This is a genomic window from Corynebacterium sp. 11A, assembly GCF_008930935.1.
In the GTDB taxonomy this organism is placed as follows: domain Bacteria; phylum Actinomycetota; class Actinomycetes; order Mycobacteriales; family Mycobacteriaceae; genus Corynebacterium; species Corynebacterium megadyptis.
The window spans coordinates 91,366-116,199 of record NZ_PQMR01000001.1 but is presented as its reverse complement, the minus strand read 5'-3'; the positions used below and the strand labels follow the sequence as shown (position 1 = coordinate 116,199).

Annotated in this window: 22 protein-coding genes; 16 read left to right on the top strand and 6 right to left on the bottom strand. The window is 60.5% G+C overall.

From position 1 onward, the window contains the following. The first annotated feature begins 67 nt into the window (after positions 1-67). Both GBB18_RS00515 and GBB18_RS00510 read left to right on the top strand, forming a co-directional pair. Positions 68-460 carry a (deoxy)nucleoside triphosphate pyrophosphohydrolase gene (locus tag GBB18_RS00515; RefSeq protein WP_151640392.1) on the top strand — a complete coding sequence of 131 codons (393 nt, stop codon included), beginning with the start codon at positions 68-70 and terminating at the stop codon, positions 458-460. Beyond that, positions 457-3,327 carry a DUF3427 domain-containing protein gene (locus tag GBB18_RS00510; RefSeq protein ID WP_151640391.1) on the top strand — a complete coding sequence of 957 codons (2,871 nt, stop codon included), beginning with the start codon at positions 457-459 and terminating at the stop codon, positions 3,325-3,327. The genes GBB18_RS00515 and GBB18_RS00510 overlap by 4 nt, the downstream gene beginning before the upstream one ends. Positions 3,328-3,331: 4 nt before the next feature. Here GBB18_RS00510 and GBB18_RS00505 read toward each other — a convergent pair whose 3' ends face one another. Further along, complete coding sequence (locus tag GBB18_RS00505) at positions 3,332-3,763, bottom strand: bifunctional 3-phenylpropionate/cinnamic acid dioxygenase ferredoxin subunit (protein ID WP_370513251.1); 432 nt, start codon at positions 3,761-3,763, stop codon at positions 3,332-3,334. A 133-nt stretch (positions 3,764-3,896) separates the two neighbouring features. On the opposite strand from GBB18_RS00505, the gene GBB18_RS00500 reads away from it, so the two are divergent. The 10 genes from GBB18_RS00500 to pth all read left to right on the top strand — a co-directional run bounded on the left by GBB18_RS00500 (position 3,897) and on the right by pth (position 15,543). Further along, on the top strand, positions 3,897-4,730 hold the full coding sequence (locus GBB18_RS00500) for a fumarylacetoacetate hydrolase family protein (RefSeq protein ID WP_151640389.1): 834 nt from the start codon (positions 3,897-3,899) through the stop codon (positions 4,728-4,730). Between the two features lie 243 nt (positions 4,731-4,973). Then, on the top strand, positions 4,974-5,630 hold the full coding sequence (locus GBB18_RS00495; RefSeq protein WP_151640388.1) for a 50S ribosomal protein L25/general stress protein Ctc: 657 nt from the start codon (positions 4,974-4,976) through the stop codon (positions 5,628-5,630). A 143-nt stretch (positions 5,631-5,773) separates the two neighbouring features. After that, complete coding sequence (locus tag GBB18_RS00490) at positions 5,774-7,282, top strand: ABC transporter substrate-binding protein (RefSeq protein WP_151640387.1); 1,509 nt, start codon at positions 5,774-5,776, stop codon at positions 7,280-7,282. 455 nt (positions 7,283-7,737) lie between these two features. Beyond that, a complete protein-coding gene (locus GBB18_RS00485) occupies positions 7,738-8,388 on the top strand; it encodes a class II aldolase/adducin family protein (RefSeq protein ID WP_151530097.1) in 651 nt (216 codons plus the stop codon). 427 nt (positions 8,389-8,815) lie between these two features. Continuing rightward, entirely contained in the window at positions 8,816-10,573 is a 1,758-nt protein-coding gene (locus tag GBB18_RS00480) for an L-fucose isomerase (RefSeq protein ID WP_151640386.1), read from the top strand. A gap of 40 nt (positions 10,574-10,613) precedes the next feature. Further along, positions 10,614-11,987, top strand: a complete 1,374-nt coding sequence (locus GBB18_RS00475; protein ID WP_151548904.1) for an FGGY-family carbohydrate kinase — start codon at positions 10,614-10,616, stop codon at positions 11,985-11,987. An 11-nt stretch (positions 11,988-11,998) separates the two neighbouring features. After that, positions 11,999-13,345 (top strand): L-fucose:H+ symporter permease, encoded by a 1,347-nt coding sequence (gene fucP, locus GBB18_RS00470; RefSeq protein WP_225990199.1) that lies wholly within the window; start codon positions 11,999-12,001, stop codon positions 13,343-13,345. A 66-nt stretch (positions 13,346-13,411) separates the two neighbouring features. Further along, positions 13,412-13,840, top strand: coding sequence for an RbsD/FucU family protein (locus tag GBB18_RS00465; RefSeq protein ID WP_151548905.1), 429 nt, complete (start codon positions 13,412-13,414; stop codon positions 13,838-13,840). A 99-nt stretch (positions 13,841-13,939) separates the two neighbouring features. Next, positions 13,940-14,935: a LacI family DNA-binding transcriptional regulator gene (locus GBB18_RS00460; protein WP_225990216.1), complete on the top strand. Its 996-nt coding sequence runs from the start codon at positions 13,940-13,942 to the stop codon at positions 14,933-14,935. A 65-nt stretch (positions 14,936-15,000) separates the two neighbouring features. Continuing rightward, positions 15,001-15,543: an aminoacyl-tRNA hydrolase gene (pth, locus tag GBB18_RS00455; RefSeq protein WP_151640384.1), complete on the top strand. Its 543-nt coding sequence runs from the start codon at positions 15,001-15,003 to the stop codon at positions 15,541-15,543. Here pth and GBB18_RS00450 read toward each other — a convergent pair. Continuing rightward, a complete protein-coding gene (locus GBB18_RS00450; RefSeq protein WP_151640383.1) occupies positions 15,540-17,033 on the bottom strand; it encodes an FtsX-like permease family protein in 1,494 nt (497 codons plus the stop codon). The two genes, pth and GBB18_RS00450, sit on opposite strands and share 4 nt — an antisense overlap. Beyond that, a complete protein-coding gene (locus GBB18_RS00445; protein WP_151640382.1) occupies positions 17,030-17,779 on the bottom strand; it encodes an ABC transporter ATP-binding protein in 750 nt (249 codons plus the stop codon). Before GBB18_RS00445 ends, GBB18_RS00450 begins: the two co-directional genes overlap by 4 nt. Before the next feature lie 130 nt (positions 17,780-17,909). On the opposite strand from GBB18_RS00445, the gene GBB18_RS00440 reads away from it, so the two are divergent. The 4 genes from GBB18_RS00440 (at position 17,910) to GBB18_RS00425 (ending at position 21,741) form a co-directional block, all read left to right on the top strand. After that, entirely contained in the window at positions 17,910-18,674 is a 765-nt protein-coding gene (locus GBB18_RS00440) for a sensor histidine kinase (protein ID WP_151640381.1), read from the top strand. Next, positions 18,671-19,324, top strand: a complete 654-nt coding sequence (locus GBB18_RS00435; protein ID WP_151640380.1) for a response regulator transcription factor — start codon at positions 18,671-18,673, stop codon at positions 19,322-19,324. Before GBB18_RS00440 ends, GBB18_RS00435 begins: the two co-directional genes overlap by 4 nt. Before the next feature lie 22 nt (positions 19,325-19,346). Next, positions 19,347-19,847: a thiol peroxidase gene (gene tpx / locus GBB18_RS00430; RefSeq protein ID WP_151530087.1), complete on the top strand. Its 501-nt coding sequence runs from the start codon at positions 19,347-19,349 to the stop codon at positions 19,845-19,847. Positions 19,848-20,259: 412 nt separating this feature from the next. Then, on the top strand, positions 20,260-21,741 hold the full coding sequence (locus tag GBB18_RS00425) for a sodium/glutamate symporter (protein WP_151640379.1): 1,482 nt from the start codon (positions 20,260-20,262) through the stop codon (positions 21,739-21,741). Between the two features lie 101 nt (positions 21,742-21,842). On the opposite strand, the gene GBB18_RS00420 is transcribed toward GBB18_RS00425, so the two are convergent. The 3 genes from GBB18_RS00420 to GBB18_RS00410 form a co-directional block, all read right to left on the bottom strand. Then, positions 21,843-23,297, bottom strand: coding sequence for a glyceraldehyde-3-phosphate dehydrogenase (locus GBB18_RS00420; RefSeq protein ID WP_151640378.1), 1,455 nt, complete (start codon positions 23,295-23,297; stop codon positions 21,843-21,845). Between the two features lie 187 nt (positions 23,298-23,484). Beyond that, on the bottom strand, positions 23,485-23,664 hold the full coding sequence (locus GBB18_RS00415; RefSeq protein ID WP_151530084.1) for a hypothetical protein: 180 nt from the start codon (positions 23,662-23,664) through the stop codon (positions 23,485-23,487). 152 nt (positions 23,665-23,816) lie between these two features. After that, positions 23,817-24,818: a nitronate monooxygenase gene (locus GBB18_RS00410; RefSeq protein ID WP_151640377.1), complete on the bottom strand. Its 1,002-nt coding sequence runs from the start codon at positions 24,816-24,818 to the stop codon at positions 23,817-23,819. Between the last annotated feature and the right edge of the window lie 16 nt (positions 24,819-24,834).

Below are 24,834 nucleotides of genomic sequence, written 5' to 3'. Positions count from 1 at the left end.
TGGTGTCCGGGACGATTGCTACAATTACAGCGTCAAACAGCACTAACCCCCGATGACGCGAGGCGTGATGAAGAAGACCATTCGAGTGACCGGCGCCGTACTCCAACGAGACGGAAAGATCCTTGCCGCCCAACGAGGACAGGGAAAGAGCCTCGGCGGCTTCTGGGAGTTCCCGGGTGGAAAGATTGAAGAGGGAGAGACACCGGAGGCTTCCCTCGCCCGCGAGCTCAAAGAAGAGCTACTGATCGACGCCCGGATCGAAGAACACATCACCACCACGCGGCATGAGTATGATTTCGCGATCATCGAACTGGCCACATACGTGTGCTCTCTGCCCTCCGGGGAGGAGCCCACACTGACCGAGCACGAACAGGTCCGCTGGCTCAGCAAAGAGGAGCTAAACGACGTGGAATGGGCGCCGGCCGATGTTCCTACCGTGGAGATCCTGGCACACGCATGAGCAACACCAATCCCACACCGCAGCTGCTGGACGATCTTCACCATGGCTTTATTGATCAGGACCATGCACCACAGGGCGATGAAACCCCTCATCTGATCGATAATCGCGATCCCAACACAATGCTGGCCGCTATCACCCGAGAGATGGAGCGGTGTAGTTCCTTTATTTTCTCGGTGGCGTTTATTACCCCGGGCGCTCTTGCCCTCCTCAAGCCGTACCTACTCAAGTACACGGGTAAGGCGACGATCATCACGTCCACCTACCTGGATTTCAACTCGCCGGAAATGTTCGAGGAGCTGCTCCAACTTCCGAATATTGAGGTTCGCGTGGTGGATGATCACGCTTATGGATTCCACGCCAAGGGCTATATTTTCTCCACGGTTTTCGGTGTCACCGCCATTGTCGGCAGTGCGAATATGACCCGTAAAGCACTGATGAAAAATCAGGAGTGGAACGTCAAATTCAGCGCGATGGAACACGGGGACATCGCCTATCAGCTACACGACGCCACGACCTACCAACGTGGTATCTCCGTTCCTTTGACTCGGGACTGGATCGAGGAGTATCGCTCGCGCCGCCAGGCGCCAGCTTTTCCTGAGCGGGACACCCAACTACGCACGAGAGAACGCATCACCCCCAATGACATGCAGCTTCATGCGTTGGAAGAGCTCACTAAGCTGCGCAGCACCGGCGCTCAGAAAGCACTGATTATTTCCGCCACTGGCACCGGCAAGACCATTCTGGCCGCACTTGCCGCACGTGCAGCACAACCGACTCGCCTCTTGTTCCTTGCTCATCGGGAACAGATTGTGCGTAAAGCGCGCAAGGAGTTCAGTCGCGTGATTGACGCAGAGGATGACGAGTTCTCTGTATTCCTCGGCAATGAACGGAATGCTACGCCTCGCTACGTATTCTCCACCGTGCAGACGATGTCTCGCCACAGCAGCTTGGACAGCCTGAGCCCTGATCAGTTCGATTACATCATTATCGACGAGGCTCACCGTTCAGCCGCTGACTCCTACCGCCGGATCATGGACCACTTCACGCCTGATTTCCTCTTGGGGCTCACTGCGACTCCCGAGCGTACGGATGATCGCAGCGTCTATGAGCTCTTCGATTTCAACGTAGCTTTCGAGATCCGCCTCGGCACTGCACTGGAGAACGATATGCTGGCGCCCTTCGACTATTACGGTGTAGCTGACTATGTCGCGGAAGACGGCAACACCGTAGATGACGTCACAGATTTGAAATATCTGGTCGCCAAGGAGCGCGTGCAGCATCTTCTGGAGAAACTACGCGTCTATGGTCGCGTGCGGGATGTGTGTGGTCTTATCTTCTGCAGTCGCACCGAAGAGGCGCAGGACCTTTCTCACATGCTCAATGAGTCTGAACTATTCGGGCGGTGCCTTCGCACTGTGGTTCTCAGCGCGACCGACTCACACCAGGAGCGCGAGCGCATGGTGCGGCGGCTAGAGTCCGGCGAGCTGGATTACATTATTACGGTGGATCTCTTCAATGAGGGGATCGATATCCCGAAGGTCAACCAGATCGTAATGCTGCGTCCCACGCAGTCAGTCATTGTATTTACGCAGCAGCTCGGTCGCGGCCTACGGAAGTACCCGGGCAAAGAGAATCTTCGTGTCATCGACTTCATCGGTAACTACAAGAACAATTATCTGGTACCGATGGCTCTCACTGGTGAGACCAGAATTAAGGGTGTCCTTCGAGACGGCGCGCGTGCAGCGAAAGCAGTGTCCGGACTCAGTCATATCTCTTTCGATAACATCGCCCAGCAACGCATCCTCGACGCTATTAGTCAAGCACCCATAGATTCCATCCACCGATTGAAGCTTGATATCAAAGATCTTCGCGCTCGGCTCAACAAAGTACCCACGCTTTATGACTTCGCCCGCTTCGGCAATGTTGAGCCCGAGGCCATGGCCCTTACGAAGAAAAAACGTACACCGACTGATAGGAATTATTGGTCGTTGTTGTGCCACGTGAAGTTTTGCGAGGAGCACCCAAGCGAGACTCAAGTAGGCTTGCTCAATCTGCTCTCTCTGAGGATTCTCAACGGTAAGCGCCCGCACGAGCCGCTACTGCTTCGTCGTCTCATCGATGGCCCCACAACGATCGACGAGACCCGCGCTTTGTTTGCCGATTACGGCACAACATCCGATCGCGCCACCATTGATAGCGCGGTCCGCGTGCTCACCGGAGAATTCGACTGCTGGAAAACCGAGCCAGAGTTTCCTGTCATCACGCGAGAAGGCAACGGCCTCAGGCTTTCTTCGATGTTCCTGGAGAACTATCGCTCATCCGAGCTGTTCAAGGCTCATGTCGACGACATCATCGAAACGAGCTTATTCCTCAACAAGGAGAAGCATTCCATCGACGGAAAGATGATCGTAGGCAAGCTATACAACCGCGAAGATTTCTGCCGGCTTTTCAACTGGAGGCGCAATGAACGCGGCGTGATTCAGGGCTACAGGATAGATAAAGAGACGAACACCTGCCCGATCTACATCACCCACCACAAGGGTGATGGGTTCTCTGAGAGCACCCGCTACGAGGATTATCTCGACTCCCCGGAGACCATGACCTGGTACACCCGTGGAAAACGCCCCCTGCAGAGCAAGGAACTCATTCCGATCATCAATAACTCGGTCGACCTCCACATGTTCGCCAAGCGGGATGATCGCGAAGGCACTGATTTCTTCTACCTTGGCCCAGTGACCTCACGCGACGCGACTCAAGAACGGATGCCGGGGAAAGGTGGCAACGTTGACGTTGTGCGCATGAAGTTAGATTTTGAGATCCCCGTCAATCCCGCGGATCTGAGCTATCTCCGCGGAGCCGAGACCTAGCCCCTCACTCCCCTAGTAGCACCCACACGTGCCCGTCGTTGAGCCGTACTGGGTAGGTACGCACGGGCTCGCTGGCGGGTGGGGTGAGCGCGTCCCCAGTTTTAAGACAAAAGGCTGCCACGTGCACGGGGCATTCCACCTCGCAGCCTTCCACCCAGCCCTCAGCGAGCGATGCATCCTCGTGGGTGCAGGTGTCGTCGATGCAGTAGAACTCGTCATCCTCGGTGCGAAACACGGCGATAGGGGCATCGAGGCCGGTCATCGCGGTTTCAAGCACGATCGCGGATTCGGGTGCAATGTCCGCCGCTGCTCCTGCATCACACCAGTGGCCGGCGCCACTGTGCACTCGGGTATCACCATCATGAGCGGAGTCGCGCTTCTCCGCCTGGCTGCGTTCTGCCGCGGAGGTCGCTGTTTTCTTTCTGAAGAACCGCACCCGCATCCTCCTTCCTCGCACCTGTGTGTGTCCTTTCAACTTTAAACAACCGCTGGGCCCGCTGGTGGGCGGCCTACCCCTTCCGTGCCGGCCGCACTGCACTCCAGCCACGGGACAAGTAGCCTCGGTGGACATGAAGCTTGCTACCTTTCGCTCCCCACTCACCCCAGATCGGACTCGCGTGGGACGCGTCGACGATGACCACTCGGCCACTCTTGTCGGTGAGTTTGCCGATGTGGCAGAGCTGCTCCAGCAGCCCAATTGGCGCGAGCTCGCCGCACACGCCTCGGAGCTGACGGTGGAGTTTGAGCAACACACCTTGGCTCCGCCGATTCCGCGCCCCAGCAAGATCATCTGTGTCGGCCTGAACTACGCGGCCCATATCGAGGAAATGGGCCACGAACGCCCCGATGTGCCCACCTTGTTCATCAAGTTTCCCGAGGCGCTGATCGGCCCCTTCGACGATATCCAGGTGCCGTCTTTCGCTCAGGACACTGCAGACTACGAGGGTGAGCTGGCAGTGATCGTCGCTAAGCGCACCCGAAATGTCACACCGGAGGAGGCCGCGGATTCCATCGCTGGCTTTTCGGTGATCAATGATTTCACCTGCCGTGAGCTGCAAAAACGCACCCAACAGTGGCATCAGGGCAAGTCCCTGGAGCGCACGAGCGGTTTCGGGCCATGGCTGGTCACCCCAGATGAGTTGGACCCGGAGGCACGACTGCACACCGTGGTCAATGGCGAAGAGCGCCAGAATGCGCCGCTATCGGATCTGGTGTTTAGCCCAGCGGATCTCGTCTCCTTCTGTTCACAGCTGTACACGCTCAATCCTGGCGATGTGATCGCCACCGGCACCCCAGCGGGTGTGGGGCATGGTCGCGGCGAGTATCTCTCCCATAATGATGTGGTTCAGGTCTCCGTGGACGGGATCGGCCGCATCCGAAATCGGGTTGTCTTTGGTGGATAACCTGCGGGTTGTGCTAGACTTCCGTTCGTCTCGGCGAGGGGGTTTGTAACCCAAGCCCCGTTATCGACGCGATCCAAGAGCTCAGCCCCACCTATTGGGGCTTCTAGCCTGCGGCGATGCGAGATGCCACGCACTGCCTGCGGGCTTTTTTCGTGTCGTGGACCTGCACTTGGTTCCGGCGCGATCAAGCACAATCCGTCTGCGGTGCGCTGACCACTAACACAAACTTTTAAGGAGATAACAATGGCTACTAAGGCAATTGATATCAAGGCAAGCGCTCGCACTGAGTTCGGTAAGGGCGCTGCCCGCCGTGCCCGCCGCGACGGCCTGATCCCCCTCGTGGTGTACTCCAAGCACCTGGAGGCCCCGGTGCACGCCACCGTCGACCGCATCGAGTTCACTGCCATCGTGCGTAACCACGGTGTGAACGCGATTGTGAACCTCAACGTCGATGGCGAGGAGCACCTCACCATGATCAAGCACGTTGATCAGAACCCGCTGAGCTTCGACATCGACCACATCGACCTCTACGCCATTTCCCGCGGCGAAAAGGTCGAGGTCGAGGTGCCGATCTCCTACACCGGCGAGCCGGCTCCGGGCACCCTCGTCTACCAGGATGCAGACACCCTGCTCCTGCTGGCCGACGTGCTCTCCATTCCGGAAGAGATCGAGATCGACATCGAGGGCCTCGAGGTCGGCACCCAGATCCTAGCCAAGGACGTTGCTATGCCCGGCAACTGCTCCCTGGCTGCCGATGAAGACGTGCTGGTTCTCAGCGTCGTTTACCCGGAGACCGAGGATGTCGAGCCGGGCGAGGCCGAGAACGAGGATCCGGAGGACGTCCCGACCGTGGACGAGGACGATGCGGACTCCGAGGAGGACTCCGAGGACAAGGAGTAATCTCCTTCACCGTGGCGCGATGCTTATCGACGCCGCCTCGCACCACCACCCTAGGCGCCCCTGTGCGTGCCTAGGGTGGTGGTGTATCTGGGCGCGCTACCATGAGGTGAATCTCGGTGCTTATCTAGAAAGCTTCTTGCCTCATGAACGTTGCCACCACCACTGCCCTGGCGGCAGTGTGTGCCCTATCGATTGGGCTTGCGTCCTGTTCCGCCGATTCTGGTACCCCCAACGCCAGCTCTGCCCGTCTCGGCGTGGCGTTTTCCCCTGTCGCCGGCTTCGCGCCCTTCAGCGCGGATGCCTCCATCGCGACGCGGTTAGGTTCCTCGGAAACGCTCGTGCGCATCGCCCCCGACGGCACTCCCGAAGGCTGGTTGGCCTCGTCCTGGGAGCAGCCCAGCTCCACCACCGTGGTGTTTGAGCTGCGCTCTGGGGTGGATTTTCATGATGGCACCCCCATGGATGCCGATGCCGTGGCCAACTCACTCAACGAGGCTTTTGCCTCTCCTTTCCGGCCGCGCGGGCTCGGCTCGGCGGCGCTGCGGGCCACCGCCACGAACACTCTCGAGGTGACGGTCACCTCCGATCGTCAGGATCCGATCTTGGCGCAGCGCTTCGCGGATCCGGGCACCATGATTCTTTCTCCTCAGGCCTACACCACAGAAGATGAGCGCCTGGTGATCACCCCGATCGGCTTCGGCACAGGCCCCTATGTGTGGAAGGAGGCCACTCCACGACAGGCCCACCTTGAGGCCAATGCGGACTACTGGGGCGATCAGCCCACGGTGCTCAACGTGGATGTCACCTTCTCCGCCGATCCGGACGAGCTGGCCCGCGAAGTGGCAAGCTCCCGGCTCGATGTCGCGGCGGGCCTGCCAGCCGCGAGCCTGAGCGATGTGAGCGAGCGCGCCGAGGTGATGACGGTATCCACCCCGCGCACTAGTCTGCTGTATTTCAACACGGACAAAGGCATCTTCACCCGCGCCGATGTGCGCAGCGCGGCGATTGAGGCACTCGATATGCCAGCGCTGGTCCGCGATAGCTACCCTGCGGATACGAATGCGCTGCAGAATACGCTCTTCCGCGCCGCCGAACGCGGCGATGGCACAACGAAGCCGATCAAGCTGAACACCCCGGCTACAGACGACCTAGAGGATGGCCCCACCCATATCACCATAGCCACCTACTCTGATATCCCCGAGCTTCCCCAGCTCGCATCGGAGATCGCCGAGCAGCTCGAGCAGGCTGGTTTCCAGGTCCAGCTCAGCATTGATAGCTATGGGGCGCTGGAAAACCGGATCCTGGACGGGCGTTTCGATCTTGTTCTCGGCTCACGCAACTACATGAGCGGTGCCGCGGACACACTCAGCTATCTCGCTTCCGATGCCACCTGCGGCAAGCGCTATAACATCGCCCGCTATTGCGATGAGAGCGTGGACGCAGAGATTGCCACCGCATTAACTACCACAGACACCGAGAGCCGCGAGACCGCGGCGGCACAGATCGCTCGGGAGATCCTCGCCAGTGGTGCGGTGCAGCCCATCGCCGTCGAGCAGGTCCATCTCAGCAGCCGCGGCTTCACCGGTCTAGCCGAGGATCCCTTCGAAGTACAGCTGCTCACCGCAGATTTCCGAGCAGAACCTTCCGCCTAGGCCACTACCCCCGCACGGGCCACTGCTGACGCCCTACCCTGCGCCGCTCCAAGGGAGAGCCGCCGCGCTGTGCTGCGCCGTGCCCGCCGCTGCCTAGGCAACAATCGCCTGCGTGCAGCGTGTTTCTACCTTCCACTGCTCAGACGATGAGACTGCGGAGTAGTGCTGCGCTGTACCCAGGCGCAGCGAACCGCAGGGAACCGCGGTGGACATGAACACAGCCATATCTGCCATATTACCCCCGTTAGTGGGTGTTTGCGCCGTACTTGTCATAGCTCACTTTATTTCACATACGCTATGCCGATCGCTAAGAAGAGTAGTAACATGACAAATGAGAGCGCTATCATTTCTCGTTTTATAGCCTCTAGCTGCATATATCGCTAGTCATCACATAGACACGACAGTGATAGACGCCCACGGCTTCTACTCGCAGACCCAATCGCCAGGAGGACACCATGCTTCTCTCAGAAGAGAGAACACTCATCGCCGACTACTGCCAGCACTTCGCATCCGACGGGCTGGTCGTGGGAACGGCCGGAAATATCTCTATTCGCGCAGGTGAGCTCGTAGCCATCACCCCCACCGGACTGCCTTACGTTGGGATCACCCCGGAAGACATCTGCGTGGTCAATTTCGACACCGGAGAGCAGGTCGAAGGTCAGTATCGCCCCACCAGTGAGATACACCTCCACCTCCAGGCACTGCAGACGACCGGCCTCGATTCGATCGTGCACACGCACTCCGCCTATGCCACCACCGTGGCCAGCCTTGAAGGAGTGACAGAGCTACCCAATATCCACTACATCACCGCCACCATGGGCGGAGCGATCCCCGTCACGGAATACGCCCGCTATGGCAGCCAATTGCTCGCCGACAACGTCGAGGCCGCACTGCAGAGCAAAACCGCATGCCTGCTCGGCAATCACGGCTCCGTAGCCGCAGGTAAAGACCTGGCCGAGGCCTACACCAAGGCACAGTCCATTGAATGGCTGTCCAAGGTCTACCTCAACGCCCGAGCTGCGGGCACCCCGCGCATCCTCACGCCCGAGCAGATGGAAGAGGCCAGCGCCGCCATCGCCACCTACGGCCAGCCGCACAAGCGCTAAGCCGCACAAGCGCAAAGCAACATACCTAAGAGCCCACCATCGTCATGGTGGGCTCTTTTGTGCTGTCACGTGTGAGCGTTATCATGCTGCGCTCTCCTTTCTGGCCACACACCGTCGGATAACTACCCCCATTGGGTGGCCCTTCTCTCCAGCCTTTCCCACCCTCGCGAGTCAGAGTGACGACCGTCTCAGTCGTCTTTACGCTGGGCTAACGCCACAAAACCCACCCCGTACGTGTGGGGCCAGCGAGAAAGATGTCGAAAGCCCTTCCCCGCCTGTAGGGCCGGTGTTAGACTTTTGATAGCGCTAACATACGGGCATGAGACAGTGCCCACGGACCGATGACTAGGCCCATTCGTCCCCATCGGCCACGGCGCTCCAGATCCCCCATACTGGGGTGACATTACCTCCCGAAGGAGAAGTACTCATGGTTCATCATCCGAAGATTGGCATCCGACCCACCATTGACGGCCGTCGTCGCGGAGTCCGCGAATCACTCGAAGATAAAACGATGTGGATGGCCCACGCTGCCGCCGATCTCATCACTAAGAATCTCCGTTACCTCGACGGCGAGCCCGTTGAGGTCGTCATCGCCGAAACCACCATCGGCCGCCCCGGCGAAGCAGCTGCCTGCGACGATCTTTTCGCTGGCCAGAACGTCATCGCCGAACTCACCGTGACTCCCGCCTGGTGCTATGTCACGGAAACCATGGACATGGATCCCAACCGTTTCCACGCCATCTGGGGCTATAACGGCACCGAGCGCCCCGGCGCCGTGACGCTGGCCGCAAATCTCGCCGCCTACGCTCAGTACGGCATTCCCGCATTCAGCATCTATGGTCACGACGTTCAAGATGCTGATGACACCGACATCCCCGAAGAGGTCTCTGACAAGATCCTGACCTTCTCCCGTGCAGCCGTTGCTGCGGGCCAGATGCGCGGTAAGGGCTATCTGCAGATGGGCTCGACCTGCATGGGCATCGCTGGTTCCTCCATCGATCGCCACTTCTTCCAGGACTACCTCGGCATGCGCGTGGAGTCCGTGGACATGACCGAGTTCATTCGCCGCATCAACGAAGGCATCTTCGATCCCGAAGAGTATGAGAAGGCACGCGCATGGGTGCGTGAGAACGTCCAGATAGGCAAGGATTTCAACCCCGAGCCGCGCGAGGACGTCGAAGAGCAGTGGGACTTCATCACCAAGATGGCTCTCATCGGCCGCGACATGATGGAAGGCAACCCCAAGCTCGCCGAGCTGGGCTTCGAGGAGGAAGCATGCGGCTTCAACGCCATCGCCTCCGGCTTCCAGGGTCAGCGTCAGTGGACCGACACCTACCCCAATGGTGACTTCATGGAGACCATGCTGAACACCACCTTCGACTGGAACGGCGCCCGCCGCCCGGTGGTGTTGGCCACGGAGAATGACACTCTCAATGGTGCCAGCATGCTCCTCAACTATCTGCTCACCAACCGCACGCAGATGTTCTCCGATGTGCGCACCTACTGGTCTCCTGAGGCCATTGAGCGCGTCACTGGCGAAAAGCCCACCGGCGGGGCCGCGAATGGCTTCTTGGACCTGCGTAACTCCGGCGCCACCACTCTCGACGCCACCGGCGTGATGAAGGACGCCGACGGTAATCCGTGCACCAAGCCTTTCTGGGAAGTCACCGAAGAGGACCAGAAGGCTGTCATGGAGGCCACCACCTTCCATGCGGCAACCCACGAGTATTTCCGTGGCGGTGGATTCTCTACCCACTTCCGCACCGCTCCGAACATGCCTGTCACCATGGTTCGTCTGAATCTGGTCAAGGGCGTCGGCCCAGTGTTGCAGATCGCCGAGGGTGAGACCGTCACCCTGAGCGAAGAGGCCACCACAAAGATCGAGAACCGCACGGACCGTACCTGGCCCACCACGTTCTTCGCCCCGCGTCTGACGGGCAAGGGCGCATTCACCTCAGTGTATGACGTGATGGACAACTGGGGCGCGAACCACGGCGCCATCGGCTTCGGCCACTTCGGCAAGGAGCTGATCACTCTCGCCGCCATGCTCCGTATCCCAGTGAACATGCACAACGTGGACGATGCAGAGATCTTCCGTCCGCGCGCATGGGGTCTCCTTGGAACCGCAGACAAGGAAAGCGCCGACTTCCGCGCCTGCGAAACCTATGGTCCCTTCTTTGCCTAATTGCGCAGTGTACTGAGCGACAAGAGATAAGGATCACATAATGTCACGGGTCATCAGGACTTTGGCAATCGACATGGGCTCGTCCTCTGTTCGTGGAATTGTTGGTGCATGGGACACAGGTTCCAAGAAACTGACAAGGTCGGAAGTGTTTCGTGCAGAACACCACGTCTGCACCGATGAACAGGGAAACCTGTACTGGGATTTGGATGCGCTCAAAGACGCAGCCACCCAGGCACTCCACGCGGCCGGAGAAATTGATTCAGTTGCTGTCGATGGATGGGGAGTCGATTTCGTCGTCGTTGACGAAAACAATAATCCTCTGTCGCAGGCACGCTCCTATCGGGATAGTGCCGGCGCCCGAGGTCGAAGCCTGATGGCATCACGAATGCCGGAGACGGAGCAATACCACGCCTCCGGCGTTCTCCCCCAAGACATTAACTCTGTGTATCGCCTCGCACTGCAACCGCCCAGCACAGGCACGGTGATGTTCCTCCCGGACTTCATCGCCCGCTGCGTGCTTGATCAGCCCACACAGGCGTGGGCGTCGCGAGGAATCGCCTCTACCTCGGGGCTTCTCGCGGCAAGTCATGAGGATTGGTCCGAGGAGATACTCGCCACAGCGGGTATCGACCGGCAACGACTCCCCTCTATCACCAGCGAGCGGCGTGTGATCGGCACCCGTTCTGATGGCGTCCGCGTCATCGCCGCTGGCTCTCATGACACCGCCTGTGCACTCTCATCGCTATCTCGGGAATGTGGTTATCCCGAAGACGCCATGTTTATTTCCTGCGGATCATGGTCCGTTGTTGGCGCACAAACCGCACAAGCGGTGGTGACAGAGGAGGCCTACTCCCGAGGGGTCACCAATGAAGCCACCGCACGGGGCGATAACAGAGCCGAGCTCAACCTCACTGGGCTCTGGGTCGCCCAAGAGTGCCGGCGCGCCTGGGGAAATCCAAGCTACGAAGAACTCAACCGGCTGCTAGCGGACGCCTCAAATCCAGGCGCCATCATCGATGTGTGCGACCCGCGCTTCAGCGCCCCTGGAGACATGCCGGATCGCGTCGTGCAGGCAGCACGTGAACACAACGTCACCCTTTCGACACGAGGCGAAATCCTGCGCGTCGTATTTGATTCCATCGCCCGAGCCCAAGCAGATGCGATCCACACGCTTCGCACTCTGACCGGATCCACGGGGAAAACCTATGTCATGGGAGGCGGAGTAAAGAACCTCTTCCTCATGCAAAGGACAGCCGCCGCCCTCGGCGAAAGCATCCACGTCACGGATCCTGAGGCCACGGCCCTAGGAAACATCATCAACCAGCTCCTCACCCTGAACGTTCCCCCTGCAGATCTAGCGGAATGGGTTCGCAACGCTGGGGTGATCACCACCGTCTGTCCGACGGACGACTGAAAGAAAAGATCATGACTGACACTTCCGTTAGCAGTCCACAATCAACGCCCCCGAAGAAGGAACGTAAAAAGTACCTGAACGATGGAATGCTCGTTCCTTTCATCCTTCTGGTGTCCTGCTTCGCAGCCTGGGGTATGTCCACCGACATGACCGCGCCTCTCGTCAAGGTGTTTGGTTCGGTCTTCTCGATGTCGACGTTCCAATCCTCGCTCGTGCAGTTCTCCTATTATGGGGCATACTTCCTGCTTGCCATTCCGGCGGCCTTCATTAACTCGAAGTTGGGCTACAAGGGTGGCGTATGTATCGGCCTCTTCCTTGCTGCTGCCGGTGCCTTTGCGTTCTACCCCGCGAGCCTGAGCATGACCTTCGTGGCCTTTATTGGGGCCCTGTTCTCCCTCGCCGCAGGCCTGTCTATCCTCGAGACCTCCGCTAACCCGTTTGTTATTGCCATGGGTCCGGAAGAGACCTCGACGCGGCGCCTGAACTTCGCCCAATCCTTCAACCCCATCGGTTCTAACTTGGGTGTGCTGGTTGCGGCCATCATGATCCTGCCCAATATCCACGAGCACACGGCAGAAGAACGAGCATCGCTGCCCCAGGAGGAACTCACCTCTATGGTCTCGGGCGAGCTCAAGGCCGTGATGATTCCCTTCGTGGGCCTCGCCATCCTGTACCTGGTGCTCGGCATTGCTATCGCGCTGGTCAAGATTCCTGACCGTTCCCGGAGTGCCGGAGACGACGCAGTCGCTCTTCCGGTACCGAGCTCGGGACGCCTGGGCCGGTTGATCAGCAATCGCCGCTACTCCTTCGGTGTGGTTGCCCAGTTCTTCAACATTGGCGCCCAAACCTGTATCTGGACCTACGTCATCCACTACGCCACCAATGTCGTCGGCAAGACCAACGCCGAGTCGGGAATCTGGCTCCAGGTCTCCCTGATCTGCTTCCTCGTTGCCCGCTTCGTCATGACCGCCCTGATGGGCATCATCGACGCCCGCCGACTCTTGATCATCATGTGCTCCTTGGGTGTCGTCCTCACCTTGATCGGTATTCTCACCGGAAACATCATCGGTTTGATCGCTATCGCTTCTCTCTCCGCCTGTATTTCCTTGCTATTCCCCACTATCTATGGCCAGGCACTCACCGGACTCGGAGAAGACACCAAATTCGGTTCGGCTGGACTTGTTATGGCCATCGTCGGTGGCGCTATTCTTCCCCCGGTACAAGGCCTGCTCGTCGATACTATCGGCACCGCCCACTCGTTCATTGTTGTTCTCGTCTGCTTCATTGTGGTGCTGTCCTACGGAGTGTTTACGCTCCGCTTCAAGAACCCTGGCGAAACCGCACCGGCTGCCGCATAGGAGGCTGAATACATAATCACTCTCACGCCCCCTCATCGTCACCTCTTTTCACACTAAGGAGAACACATGCTCCGCAATATCCCAGAGAAGATCTCACCGGAACTCCTCTACACCCTGGCCCGCATGGGACATGGCGATCGCATCGTCATTGGAGATGGAAATTTCCCAGGCTACACCCTCAATTCCACGGTCATCCACGCAGATGGTCACACCGTGGCTGACATGATGGACGCAATCCTCAAGCTGATGCCCTTGGATCCCTATAATCCATGGCAGATCGGCCTCATGGAAACTGTGGGAGACGATCCAGAGCCTCCTGTATGGAGCGAATTCGCAGAGATCGCCGAACGCAGCTATCCGGGCCATACCGTGAAGCACTTCGAGCGATTTGAGTTCTATGAGCAAGTAAAGAAGTGTTTCGCAGTTGTTGCGACCACGGACACCGCTCTCTACGGAAACATTATTCTCACGAAGGGAATTGTCATTCCAGAATAGATTCACGAATTTCGACAGACTGTATGACGCCTAGGCCACCCGCATTCTCGGGTGTCCTAGGCGTCATGTACACTTACCGGCGTGCGTAAAAAGGCAGTTATGCAGGATGTGGCACAGTTAGCGGGGGTATCCACGCAAACTGTGTCTCGAGTGGTAAATAACCATTCTTCCGTGCGACCAGCCACCCGTGAACGCGTCTATGCCGCGATGCGCGAGCTCGACTACCGGCCCAACGCAGCGGCTCAAATGCTTGCCTCCGGTTCCTCCCGCTCCATTGGTGTCCTTTCTGTGGGCACGATGTCTCACGGCTTGATCACCCTCTTTGCCGAGCTGCAGGCCCACGCCAAACACCGGGGATGGCATGTGCTCACCTCCTCCTCGGCCAATGCCGACTTCGCGGAGGCGCAGTCCGCCCTTGACTATTTGCGCTCCCAACAAGTACTGGCGACAGTCATCCTCTTCCAACACCGCAGCCTTCTGCCGCTCTTCGAGCATTGGACGGGCGCGCCTGGGGTGATGATCAGCTCCGTCGACCACGGCATTGACGGCATGTCCACCATCGGCATCGACCAAGTCTCCGGCCTCCACTCCGCCCTAGACCATTTGTGGGACCAAGGAGTAACCGATACGGCCATGATTACCGGCGATCGGGAATATATCGACGCTCGGGAGCGTATGGTCATCTACCAGCGCTATAGCCGTTTGAAGAAGCACTCCTTCTCGCTTTTTGGCGGCAGGGGCTGGGGCGCCTGTGATGGCTATGCTGCCGCGCAGGAGATCCTCAACGTTGGCCTGCCCGAGGCCGTCATCGGCGGCAATGACAAAATCGCGGTCGGCTGCGCCCGCGCCTTCGCCGAACACGGCTTCACCGCGGGGAAGGATTATAAGCTCATCGGGATTGACGATGATGAAGTCAGCTCCTACCTGACCCCTCCCCTCTCCTCTATTCGCCAGGACTTCGCCGAGCTCGCTGGTGTGGTCATTGATGAACTTGCCGGGTTGATGGATGGCAAGCCCCACCGCAAGCTCCTGCTGCCCTCCCATTTCATTCCCCGCGCGTCATCGCTGCCAGAGGATGCGCCCGAGCTCGGCTGAGCCCACAGCAGCTGATCCTAGGCTCGGAAACCGCGGCGGTATCGCTGCTACTAGGGTGAGGAAACATGGAAAATTTTATCGTGGTTGGGCTGGGAAACTCAGGCTCTAAATACGCCGAGACCCGCCACAATATCGGGTTCATGGTGGCCGATGAGTTGGCGGGCCGTGGGATGGCGTCGTCACGCTTTAGCGTGCATAAAAAATCCGGCACGCAGATCGCGGAGCTGCGTCTGGGCCAGCAGCGGCTCATCGTGGCCAAGCCACTGTGTGCGATGAACCTCAGCGGCCGGCCGGTGCAGGCCTTGGCGCGTTTCTTCTCGCTCACCCCGAGCAAGATCCTGGTGGTGCACGACGATATGGAGCTCGATTTTGGCCAGGTCGCGCACAAGATGGGCGGCGGCATGGCCGGCCATAATGGGCTGCGCTCGATCGCGCAAGCGCTGGGAACTCAGGACTTTCCGCGCCTTCGGGTGGGCATCGGACGCCCGCCGGGCTCCCAGGCGCCGGCGAGCTTTGTGCTCAAGCCCTTCAGTACCCGCGAGCGCCGCGAGCTGCCCTTTGTGTGCAGCGATGCAGCCGATCTGATCGAGCAGAGCGTCACTGGCTAGTCGGCGCGGCGCACCCGTTTCGCCCCGGCGAGTACGCGCGAGCGCACCGGCAGAGTCACACTCAGTGCCACGACCATCACCACCACACCGGCAACGACGATAGCGATCCACGAGGCGGGGTGTTCGAAGACGGTGGGATCGGTGTCAGTGAATTCCTGATAGCTGGAATAGGGCAAAAAGAGGATGCGGCCGAAGATGAAGGTCATCACACAGGTGCCCACGAGGGGGCCGAGCATCTCGAGCCACGAGACAGCCAGGCCGACGCGATTGGGCACACCCATCTTGTGCAGCGCCAGGGTTTGGGGCGCGCGTTCGAACTCAGCGGAGCATTGATTCATCATCGCGGAAATACCGGCCAGAATGAAGGTGAAGGTGATGGTGAAGATCACGCCGGTGGTGATATCCCTGTCAAACTCAACAAACATCTGCGTGACTGCGTCTTGGAAATCAGGGTCGTTGGGGTTCTGAAAGGGTGCGGAGGCGAGAACCGCCACGATGAGCGAGACGGCTGCTACTCCGGAGACGCGTCGCCAGGCTTTTACTGGTTCCAGCGCTATCCGGCGGGCCGTCCAGCTGACCAGCAGCCACGGGGCTCGGGCGAATAGCCGCGATGCCAGCTGCATCACCAGCGGCATCACCACATCCACGCTGAGCAGGAACACCACAATCACCAGCACAGATTTGGCGTATTGGGCCGGCCCAGAACTCAGCCGCGGTGCGGGCGTGAGCAGCAACAAGCCGATGGCAACAAGGAGCACGGCGATCCGCCAAAAACGCAGGGCCCGCGGCGCGGAACGGCGCGATACTCCCAAGGGGGAAATATTGATCCGCACCAAACTCCACCAGGCCGAGAGCGTGACAAAACCTAGCAGTGCAATATCGAGCAGTGCATAGAGCCACAACGGTGCCAAGATTTCCTCATAGCGCACCGTGTCTCCTTGAAAGGACAGGCGCTGAAAGAATGGCAGCAAGAGCAATGCTCCGCCCGTACCCAGCACCACACCCACCGCGGCCTGCACGAGGGTGTCGATCAGGCCCATTCGATTGACTTCTGAGCGGGAGAGCCCGAGCAGACGGAAGGAGGCCAGTCGGCGTTCGCGCATGCGGGCTCCCAACAGGGTGGCTGAGCTGGTCAGCGAGAGCACGGGGACGATCAGCAGGGCGCAGGCGAAACCGGCGAGGAATACATAAAACCCGAGGAGCGTCGACATCGTCGGATCCGCAGCGATGGCTTGGACCGCGAGTTCGCGCGGGTGCTGTTCTCGGTAGACAAACATCCACGTACCGGAGGCCACGATCATCACGATTGCGGTCACCGCGGTAAACGCTGCGATCGACAAGAGCGTCAAGAGCCCTGAGCCATCGCGCCGGCGCATGCGGGCGGAAAACACCTGGTAGGCGATCGAGCGCAGATTCGCTGCACCGCGATACACCCGCTGCGGCTGTGGGGTGTTGGTGGGCGCTGTGGAGGAGGCTGTGGTGGGGTTCATCGTTGCCCCTCCCCGGCGCCGCGTCGCATAGCCGCGTGGGCGGTGGCGGTGCGGGTACGGGAGCCATCGATGCGCCGGTCCGTGTGTACCCGCCCATCGCGGATCTCGATGAGCCGGTCGCACCACTGTGCCACGTTGCTGTCGTGGGTCACCGTGAGCAGTGTGGAGCCGCTGCGCTCGACTAAAGCGGTGAGTAGCTGCATCACCTCGTGTCCGGTGGCTTGGTCGAGGGCACCGGTGGGTTCATCGGCGAAGATGATTGTCGGTTCGCCGGCGATGGCGCGGGCTACGGCCACGCGCTGGGCTTGCCCGCCGGAGATATTGCCGGGCAGCTTGCCGCCATGGCCACTCATGCCCAGCTTCGCTAGTAGTTCATCGGCCTGGCGCAGCGCCGCGCAACGCGAGCTGCCCCGCAGCTGTAGGGGCATGGCCACGTTTTCGCGGTTGCTGAGCTCGGGGATGAGCTGGCCGTCCTGGAATACGAAGCCGAAATCGTGCAGCCGGATGCGTGAACGCTCGGTGTCGCTGATGGTGGTGATATCACGCTGGTTGTAGATCACCGATCCCGCATCCGGCACCAGCACCCCAGCGAGGCAGTTCAGCAGTGTCGATTTACCGGAGCCGGAGGGGCCCATGACGGCCACGGCCTCGCCGGCGCCGATCTCGAGGGAGATGTCGTGGAGTACATGTTCCGCGCCGAAGCTCTTAGACAGATTCTGCGCGCTGAGTAGTGAGTGTGTTGTCATATCTCTAATTCAAGGCTCTACGCTGGTCTTTCCCAATAACCTAGAGGCTAGTTTTCCACGTAGTCCTAGCACTACCCCCACCGCCGCCAGCACGGCGAGGGCGGCCGGCGGCCCTTTTAGAATGGGAGCCATGGCAGGTTTGTTTCCCCGATTCCGCACCCGAGCTGCTGCGCCTCGACGCGACCGCGATGAGGAGATCCGCGAGCTGATTGATTCTCGTCGCACCATCGTGGATGCCTATGAGGTGGAGCGGCGGCGCATTGAGCGGGACCTGCACGATGGTGCCCAGCAGTCCTTCGTCGCGGCGGCGATGGCGCTGGGAGAGGCCGAGCTGGATCCCGCGGTGGAGAATAATCCGCAGCTGCGTGCCCTCTTAGAGCAGGCCCACCGCAATCTGGATGAGGGGCTGGCGGCCTTGCGGAGTACGGTGCGCGGGATTCATCCGCACATGCTCAGCGACGCCGGCTTGGTGGCTGCGGTGGAGGAGCTGCTGCAGTCGATGCCGCTGCGTTCCTCGCTGACCTGCCCACATCCGCTTCCTACCCTGCCGGAGGGGGTCTTGGCCTGCGGGTATTTCTTTGTGTCTGAGGCGTTGAGCAATATCGGCAAATACGCCCCCGAGGCGCGGGTGGATGTGTTGATCACGGTCGATTCCGGGCTGCGGATCTCGGTGCTCGATACCGGCCCAGGTGACGCCCATATCGTGCCCGGTGGTGGCCTGCACGGTATCAAGGAACGTTTGGCGGCATTCGGGGGCACGATGGAGGTGAACTCGCCGCCGGGCGGGCCCACCCAGGTGGTGGCGGATGTGCCGCTACTGCTGCATCGCGGGGAGTCCAGCATCGTGCTCGGCACCCTCAGCTCTACTGCGGAGAGAAAGGATCACTCGCTATGAATATCGTCTTAGCCGATGATTCCGGCCTGCTGCGGGAGTCCTTGGCAGCCATGCTGGAACGCCAGGGCTTTCATGTGCTCGCGCAGTGCTCCTCGGCCGAGGAGGTCATGCCGCTTATCGACGCCCACTCCGCGGAGATCAGCCTATTGGTCACGGATGTCCGCATGCCGCCGTCAATGAGCGATGACGGCCTGCACGCGGCCGTGGCGGTGCGACAGCGTTACCCCGAGCTGGGCATCGTGGTCTGTTCCCAGTATGTGGCGCCGGCCTATGCCCGCACCGTGCTGGAGATGGCTGGGGGCGTGGCCGGCACCGGCTATGTGCTGAAGGATTCGGTGGGGCATGTCGCTGATTTCATCCGTACGCTGCGCACGGTGGCCGCCGGTGGCATGGTGATTGATCCGCAGGTAGCCCAGGCCATGGTGCATTCCCAGCAGGGCATGAGTGATCTCACCGCCCGAGAAAGTGAGGTGCTGGCGCTCATGGCTCAGGGATTATCCAATCCGGAGATCGCCAGCCTTCTCGTGGTCTCAGGCGCGGCGGTGGCGAAACATATTGCCGCGATTTTTCAGAAGCTGGGGCTCTCCCCCGAGGAGGACAACCGCCGCGTGAAAGCGGTGCTGCGTTATCTCTCGGACGTCGGCGTCTGAGGTATTCGGGTACAAAGGAGACATGACTCTTCATACTGCTTTTAAAGGAAACCCCGTCACCGTCTCCGGCGAGCTGCCCGAGGTGGGCTCGCGTCTCGGCGAGTTCTCGCTGACGAATGACTCGCTCGAGACTGTCACCAATGCTGATTTCGCTGGGCGCCGCGTGGTGCTCAACATTTTCCCCTCGGTAGATACCGGCGTCTGCGCCGCCTCCGTGCGCCAGTTCAATGAGCTCGCTGCGGGGCTGGACAACACCGTGGTGGTCAATGTCTCCCGCGATCTTCCCTTCGCCTTGGCTCGCTTCTGCGGCGCCGAAGGCTTGGAGAACGTGCAGGTGGCCTCGGACTTCCGCCGTGGCTTCGGCGATAACCTCGGCCTGGTGCAAACCGATGGCCCGCTGGCCCAGCTGCTGGCTCGCGCCGTGATCGTCGTAGATGGCGAGGGCACCGTGCTGCACTCCCAGCTGGTAGAGGAGATCGCCACCGAACCGGACTACGAGGCTGCTCTCGCGGCGCTGCGCTAAGCACGCTTTCGGCGCAGTGCCCGCTTCTACCCGCCTTATTCCAGCCTGTCGTGCGAGGATGAGGCGGGTCTTTGTGTCTCCGGCTTCGCCGAGCACGGAATCACAATAGCCACGGTGTTCACCGACAGCGGCGCAGCCACGGGGTGGAAAGCATGCACCACCTACAGCGGAATGGCCGCTCACCCATGAGTCCTCCGCAGCACGCAGTGCGTACGCCTGTCGCCTCATCGACGCGGGTCTCAATGGCCTTGTCAACGGAGGCGTTGCAGGGACAACACCCCTGCATTCTCGGGGCCGTATCAGCTTTTCTATTTATTCCGTACAGCACAGGCTAAGGTACTTCATAACTCTCATGTTGTGTGTGGTGCGCCACATGTGCACCCTAGAAAATAGAAAAGGAGATGTCCCAGCCATGACCCCCAACTCCGTTGGCTTTGCGCTCGTCGTGCTCTTAGTCGTGCTCTTCGTGGGCAAGGTCGTGCGTATGCGCGTTCGGTGGACGCAGAACCTCTTCCTGCCCAGCTCTATCATTGCTGGTACCCTCGCCCTGTTTCTCGGCCCCGAGGTGCTGGGCACCATCGCCGGCTGGTTTGGCGAGACTACCGCCACAGAGAACCTGCAGGCTGGAGGCCTCTTTGGCGAGGACATGCTCAGCGTGTGGAAGACCCTGCCGGGGCTGTTGATCTCTGTCGTCTTCGCCACCCTCTTCCTGGGCCAAAAGCTGCCCAAGCCCAAAGAGGTCTATCACTTGGCCGGCCCGCAGCTCTCGGTGGGCGTGGCCTTCGCCTCTGGCCAGTATGTGGTGGGCATGCTGCTTGCCATGCTGGTGCTGGCTCCCCTCTTTGGGATGTCACCCATGGCGGGTGCGCTCATCGAAATCGGCTTTGAGGGTGGGCACGGCACTGCCGCCGGCATGATCGACGTCTTCCACGAGGTGGGATTCCCCGAAGGCGGCGACCTCGCCGTGGCCGTAGCCACCGTAGGCCTCGTGGGCGGCATCGTGATCGGCGTGGGCGTGATCAACTGGGCTATCCGCACCGGCCGCACCACGATCGTCACCGAAGTCAAGGATCGCTCTCTCGAAGAACAGCGTGGCCTCTTCCGCCGCGATGAGCAGTACACCGCCGCGATGATGACCTCTCGCCCCTCCTCTATCGAGCCACTGTCCCTGCACGCCGCATTCATTGGGCTGTCTATCCTCATCGGTATCTGCATCCTCGAGTTCCTGCAGTGGGTGGAGCAGATGCTGTGGGCAGATCAGGTAGAGCTGCTGCGCTATGTGCCGCTGTTCCCGATCGCCATGATCGGCGGCATCATCGTGCAGATCCTGCTGAATAAGACCGGCTATGACTACCTAGTGGATTCCAATATGATGCTGCGCCTGCAGGGCTTGGCGCTGGATATGCTCATCGTGGCTGCCTTGGCCACCATTTCCCTACAGGCGATCGCCGATAACTTCTGGCCCTTCGTGCTGCTGTGCGTGGGCGGCATCATCATCAACGTCGTCATCTTGCTGTGGCTGGTGCCGCGCGCAATCCCCTCCTATTGGCTCGAGCGTGGTATCGGTGATTTCGGACAGTCCATGGGTGTCACCGCTACCGGCCTGATACTCATGCGCATCGCCGACCCCGATGGAGAAAGCCCCGCCTTCGAGGCCTTCGGCTATAAGCAGCTGGTATTTGAGCCCTTCTTCGGCGGCGGCGTGATTACTGCGCTCGCTGTGCCGATCATCTACCAGTTCGGCCCCGGCTGGATTCTAGGCCCCATGCTGGCACTATTTATCGCCTCCGTGGCGTGGAGCTTGCTCTATTGGGCTAAGAAGAGCAAGGACCCGCATGCTGCGAAGCTGGTGCAGCGCAAGCAAGAATCTGGCTCCTCGCCCGAGCCGGTCTAAACCCCGTCGCCGGCTGGGCTGCAGAGCCCGCCGAGTCGGCGTCGATAAGCGTCACAACGCCCCACCCGAGACCGAGGGTGGGGCGTTGCTTTCTGCAGGTATTAGTCCAGCTCAGAGAGCGCGCGACGCGGCGGATAGACGCGCGGCCGAGTGCCGGCGATCTCCTCCACGATGCGGATCACCTGGTTGGAGTAGCCGAACTCATTGTCGTACCACACATACAGCACCAGGTGATTGCCGGTGGCAATGGTGGCCAAACCATCGACGATGCCGGCGTGGGTGGAGCCGATGAAATCATTCGACACCACCTCGGGGGACTTGATGTAGTTGATCTGCTGGCGCAGCTCGGACTTCAACGACACGGTGCGCAGGTAGTTATTCACCTCATCGGCATCCACGTCCTTCTTCATGGTGAGGTTCAGCACCGCCATGGATACATCCGGAGTAGGCACACGAATGGCATTGCCGGTGAGCTTGCCCTCGAGCTCCGGCAGGGCCTTCGCTACGGCCTTCGCCGCGCCGGTAGAGGTGAGCACCATGTTCAAGGTGGCGGCACGGCCGCGGCGCTCGCCCTTGTGGAAGTTATCGATCAGGTTTTGATCATTGGTGAAAGAGTGAACGGTTTCCACGTGACCAAACTCCACGCCATAACGGTGATCGATGGCCTTGAGCACCGGGGTGATGGCATTGGTGGTGCAGGACGCGGCGGAGAGGACCTCGTCCGAGTCCTCGATATCGGTGTGGTTGATGCCGTAGACGATGTTCTTGATATCGCCCTTGCCCGGGGCGGTGAGCAGCACCTTGGATGCACCCTTGGACTTGAGGTGCTGGGACAGCCCAGCGCGGTCACGCCACACACCGGTGTTGTCCACCACGATGGCGTCGTTGATGCCATAGGCGGTATAGTCCACCTCTTCGGGGCTATTGGCGTAGATCATCTGAATGGGGGTGCCATTGGCCCAGATGATTTCCTTCTCCTCATCGATGGTGATCGATCCCTCGAAGGCGCCATGGATGGAGTCACGGCGCAGCAGCGACGCGCGCTTGGCGATGTCATCCGCACACTTCTTACGCACCACCACAGCGCGCAGGCGGGTGCCACGCCCCTGGGCCTCACGGGCCACAAGGATGCGGGCCAACAGCCGACCAATACGGCCGAAGCCATAGAGCACCACATCGCGCTGCACATCGGTGCCTTTATCACCGATCACATCCGCCAGCTGCTCCTCCAGATAGGCGCGCAAATCGCCACCGTGCTTCTTGTGCCCGATGGCTAGGCGGGCCACGTCAATGGAGGCAGTACCGAGATCCAGCTCAAGCAAGGTCTGGAAGACGGGCAAGGTGTCTTCCAAAGGCAGCTCGCGCTCCACCACACGGCGCGCATAGCGGTGCATCTTGATGATCTCGATGTCCGACGGATTCACCAGCAGACGGCCGAAGATCGAGGTAACCACATTCTTCTCGCGGTGTAGGCGGCCGATCAGTGGGATCATCTGCTCCGCGAGCTCGATGCGCTTGCTCCAGTCGCTGGGGTTGGGGGTGTGGGCGTCGGTCATAGTGACGTTCTTATCCTCCGCTAGTGATGGGTGAATGCTTCAATGTCCACTTCAAACGGTAGCGAAGATGTGGTTTTCAGGGGGCCGTTTTCACCCCACTTTCTCACCTGTCGGGGGAGTTTTATGTCTGTTCTCCCCCATCCGGTCGCACGGATGTGAGCCACCCCCTACTCGGCTGTGATCCGCACTACCACTTACGCGCTTTGGCGATCGCCTTCTTCAGCGCCTTATCGTCCAAATCCAAGGCATTGGCCTTGCGCAGTCGATGGCACACCACCGGACACGAGCAGCAGCGCTTCTTAGAACGGCAACACTTCTTCTTCGTCTTGCCCTTCTCCAAATTGCGGCGAACCTTCTCCAGCTTCATCCTTGCCCCTCCTCCGCGCTCATCGACGCTTATCGACGCCACCTCGCGCCGCGTCCCCGCGATCCACAGACAGCCGGCCTGATTACCATAGCCTTAACTAGTAAAAGTGTAGCTGACCTTAGTGGCGTGGGGGCGGGAATCACCCAGCGGTCTTAGTGACGGCTGGCGGCGGACGTCAGCTGCTGCACGATCTCGGCGGCAGGGGCCTCGAGGCAGTCGTTCACTCCTTCCCCAGCGAGGCAATAGGCCCAGGCCCGGTTCGCCTTCTGCCCCGCTGGGGCGGGAGCGAGATGCGGAAACACCGGCGGCATGGTGGCCGCAGCGTGTTCATTCACCCCAGTGATCACCCCACGGGCCACTCGCCCAGTGAAGGCGCGCGTGGCAGCGGTGCGCAGCTGGCCCTCGCGCAGAATCGCACGATTGCTCTCGGAGGTGCCGGCTTCCTCGGCCAAGAGAAAGGCAGTGCCACAGGACACCGCCACCACGCCCTCGAGCGCCAGGGCATCCGCCACAGCCTCTGGGGTACTCAGCCCACCGGCGGCGATGAGCGGCAGCTCGCAGCCGGCCGCGACGGCGGCACAGAGCTCCGGCAGGCCCACGGTGGTGGGCTCGTCCTCCTGATTCCACGTGCCGCGGTGGCCGCCGGCGGCGGCTGCCTGCACGATCACCGCATCCGCGCCCACCAGCTGAGCTTGGCGGGCTTCGTCGGGGCTGGTCACAGTCACCCACGTTTCAATCCCGCGCTCCCGGGCCTGCTGCACCTCCGCTGCGGAAAAGCAGCCAAACATGGAGCTCACCACCAGCGGCCTCGCCTCGAGCACGGCCGCGAATTTCTCCTCCCAGCCGAAGCTGTAGTCCACCTCAGGCTTCCAACGGCTGCCCAGCTCGGCGACGCACTGCTCTTCTGAGTGGGTCTCGAGATAGCGCGGCCGCGGGTGCGGGGCGAAAAGGTTGACGCCCACGTTCAGCCCGCCGGCTAGCTTTGCGGCAGTGCGCATATCCTCCCGCAAGGCCTCAGCACTGGCGCGCCCCGCCGCGAGGAAGCCGAGGTGACCCGCAGTCCACAACGACGCCGCCAGCTGTGGGGTCGATGGCCCACCCGCCATGGGCGCGGCAATGAGGGTGATAGTTCGATCGTGCAGGAGGTAACTCATAGCCGTTGAGCCTATG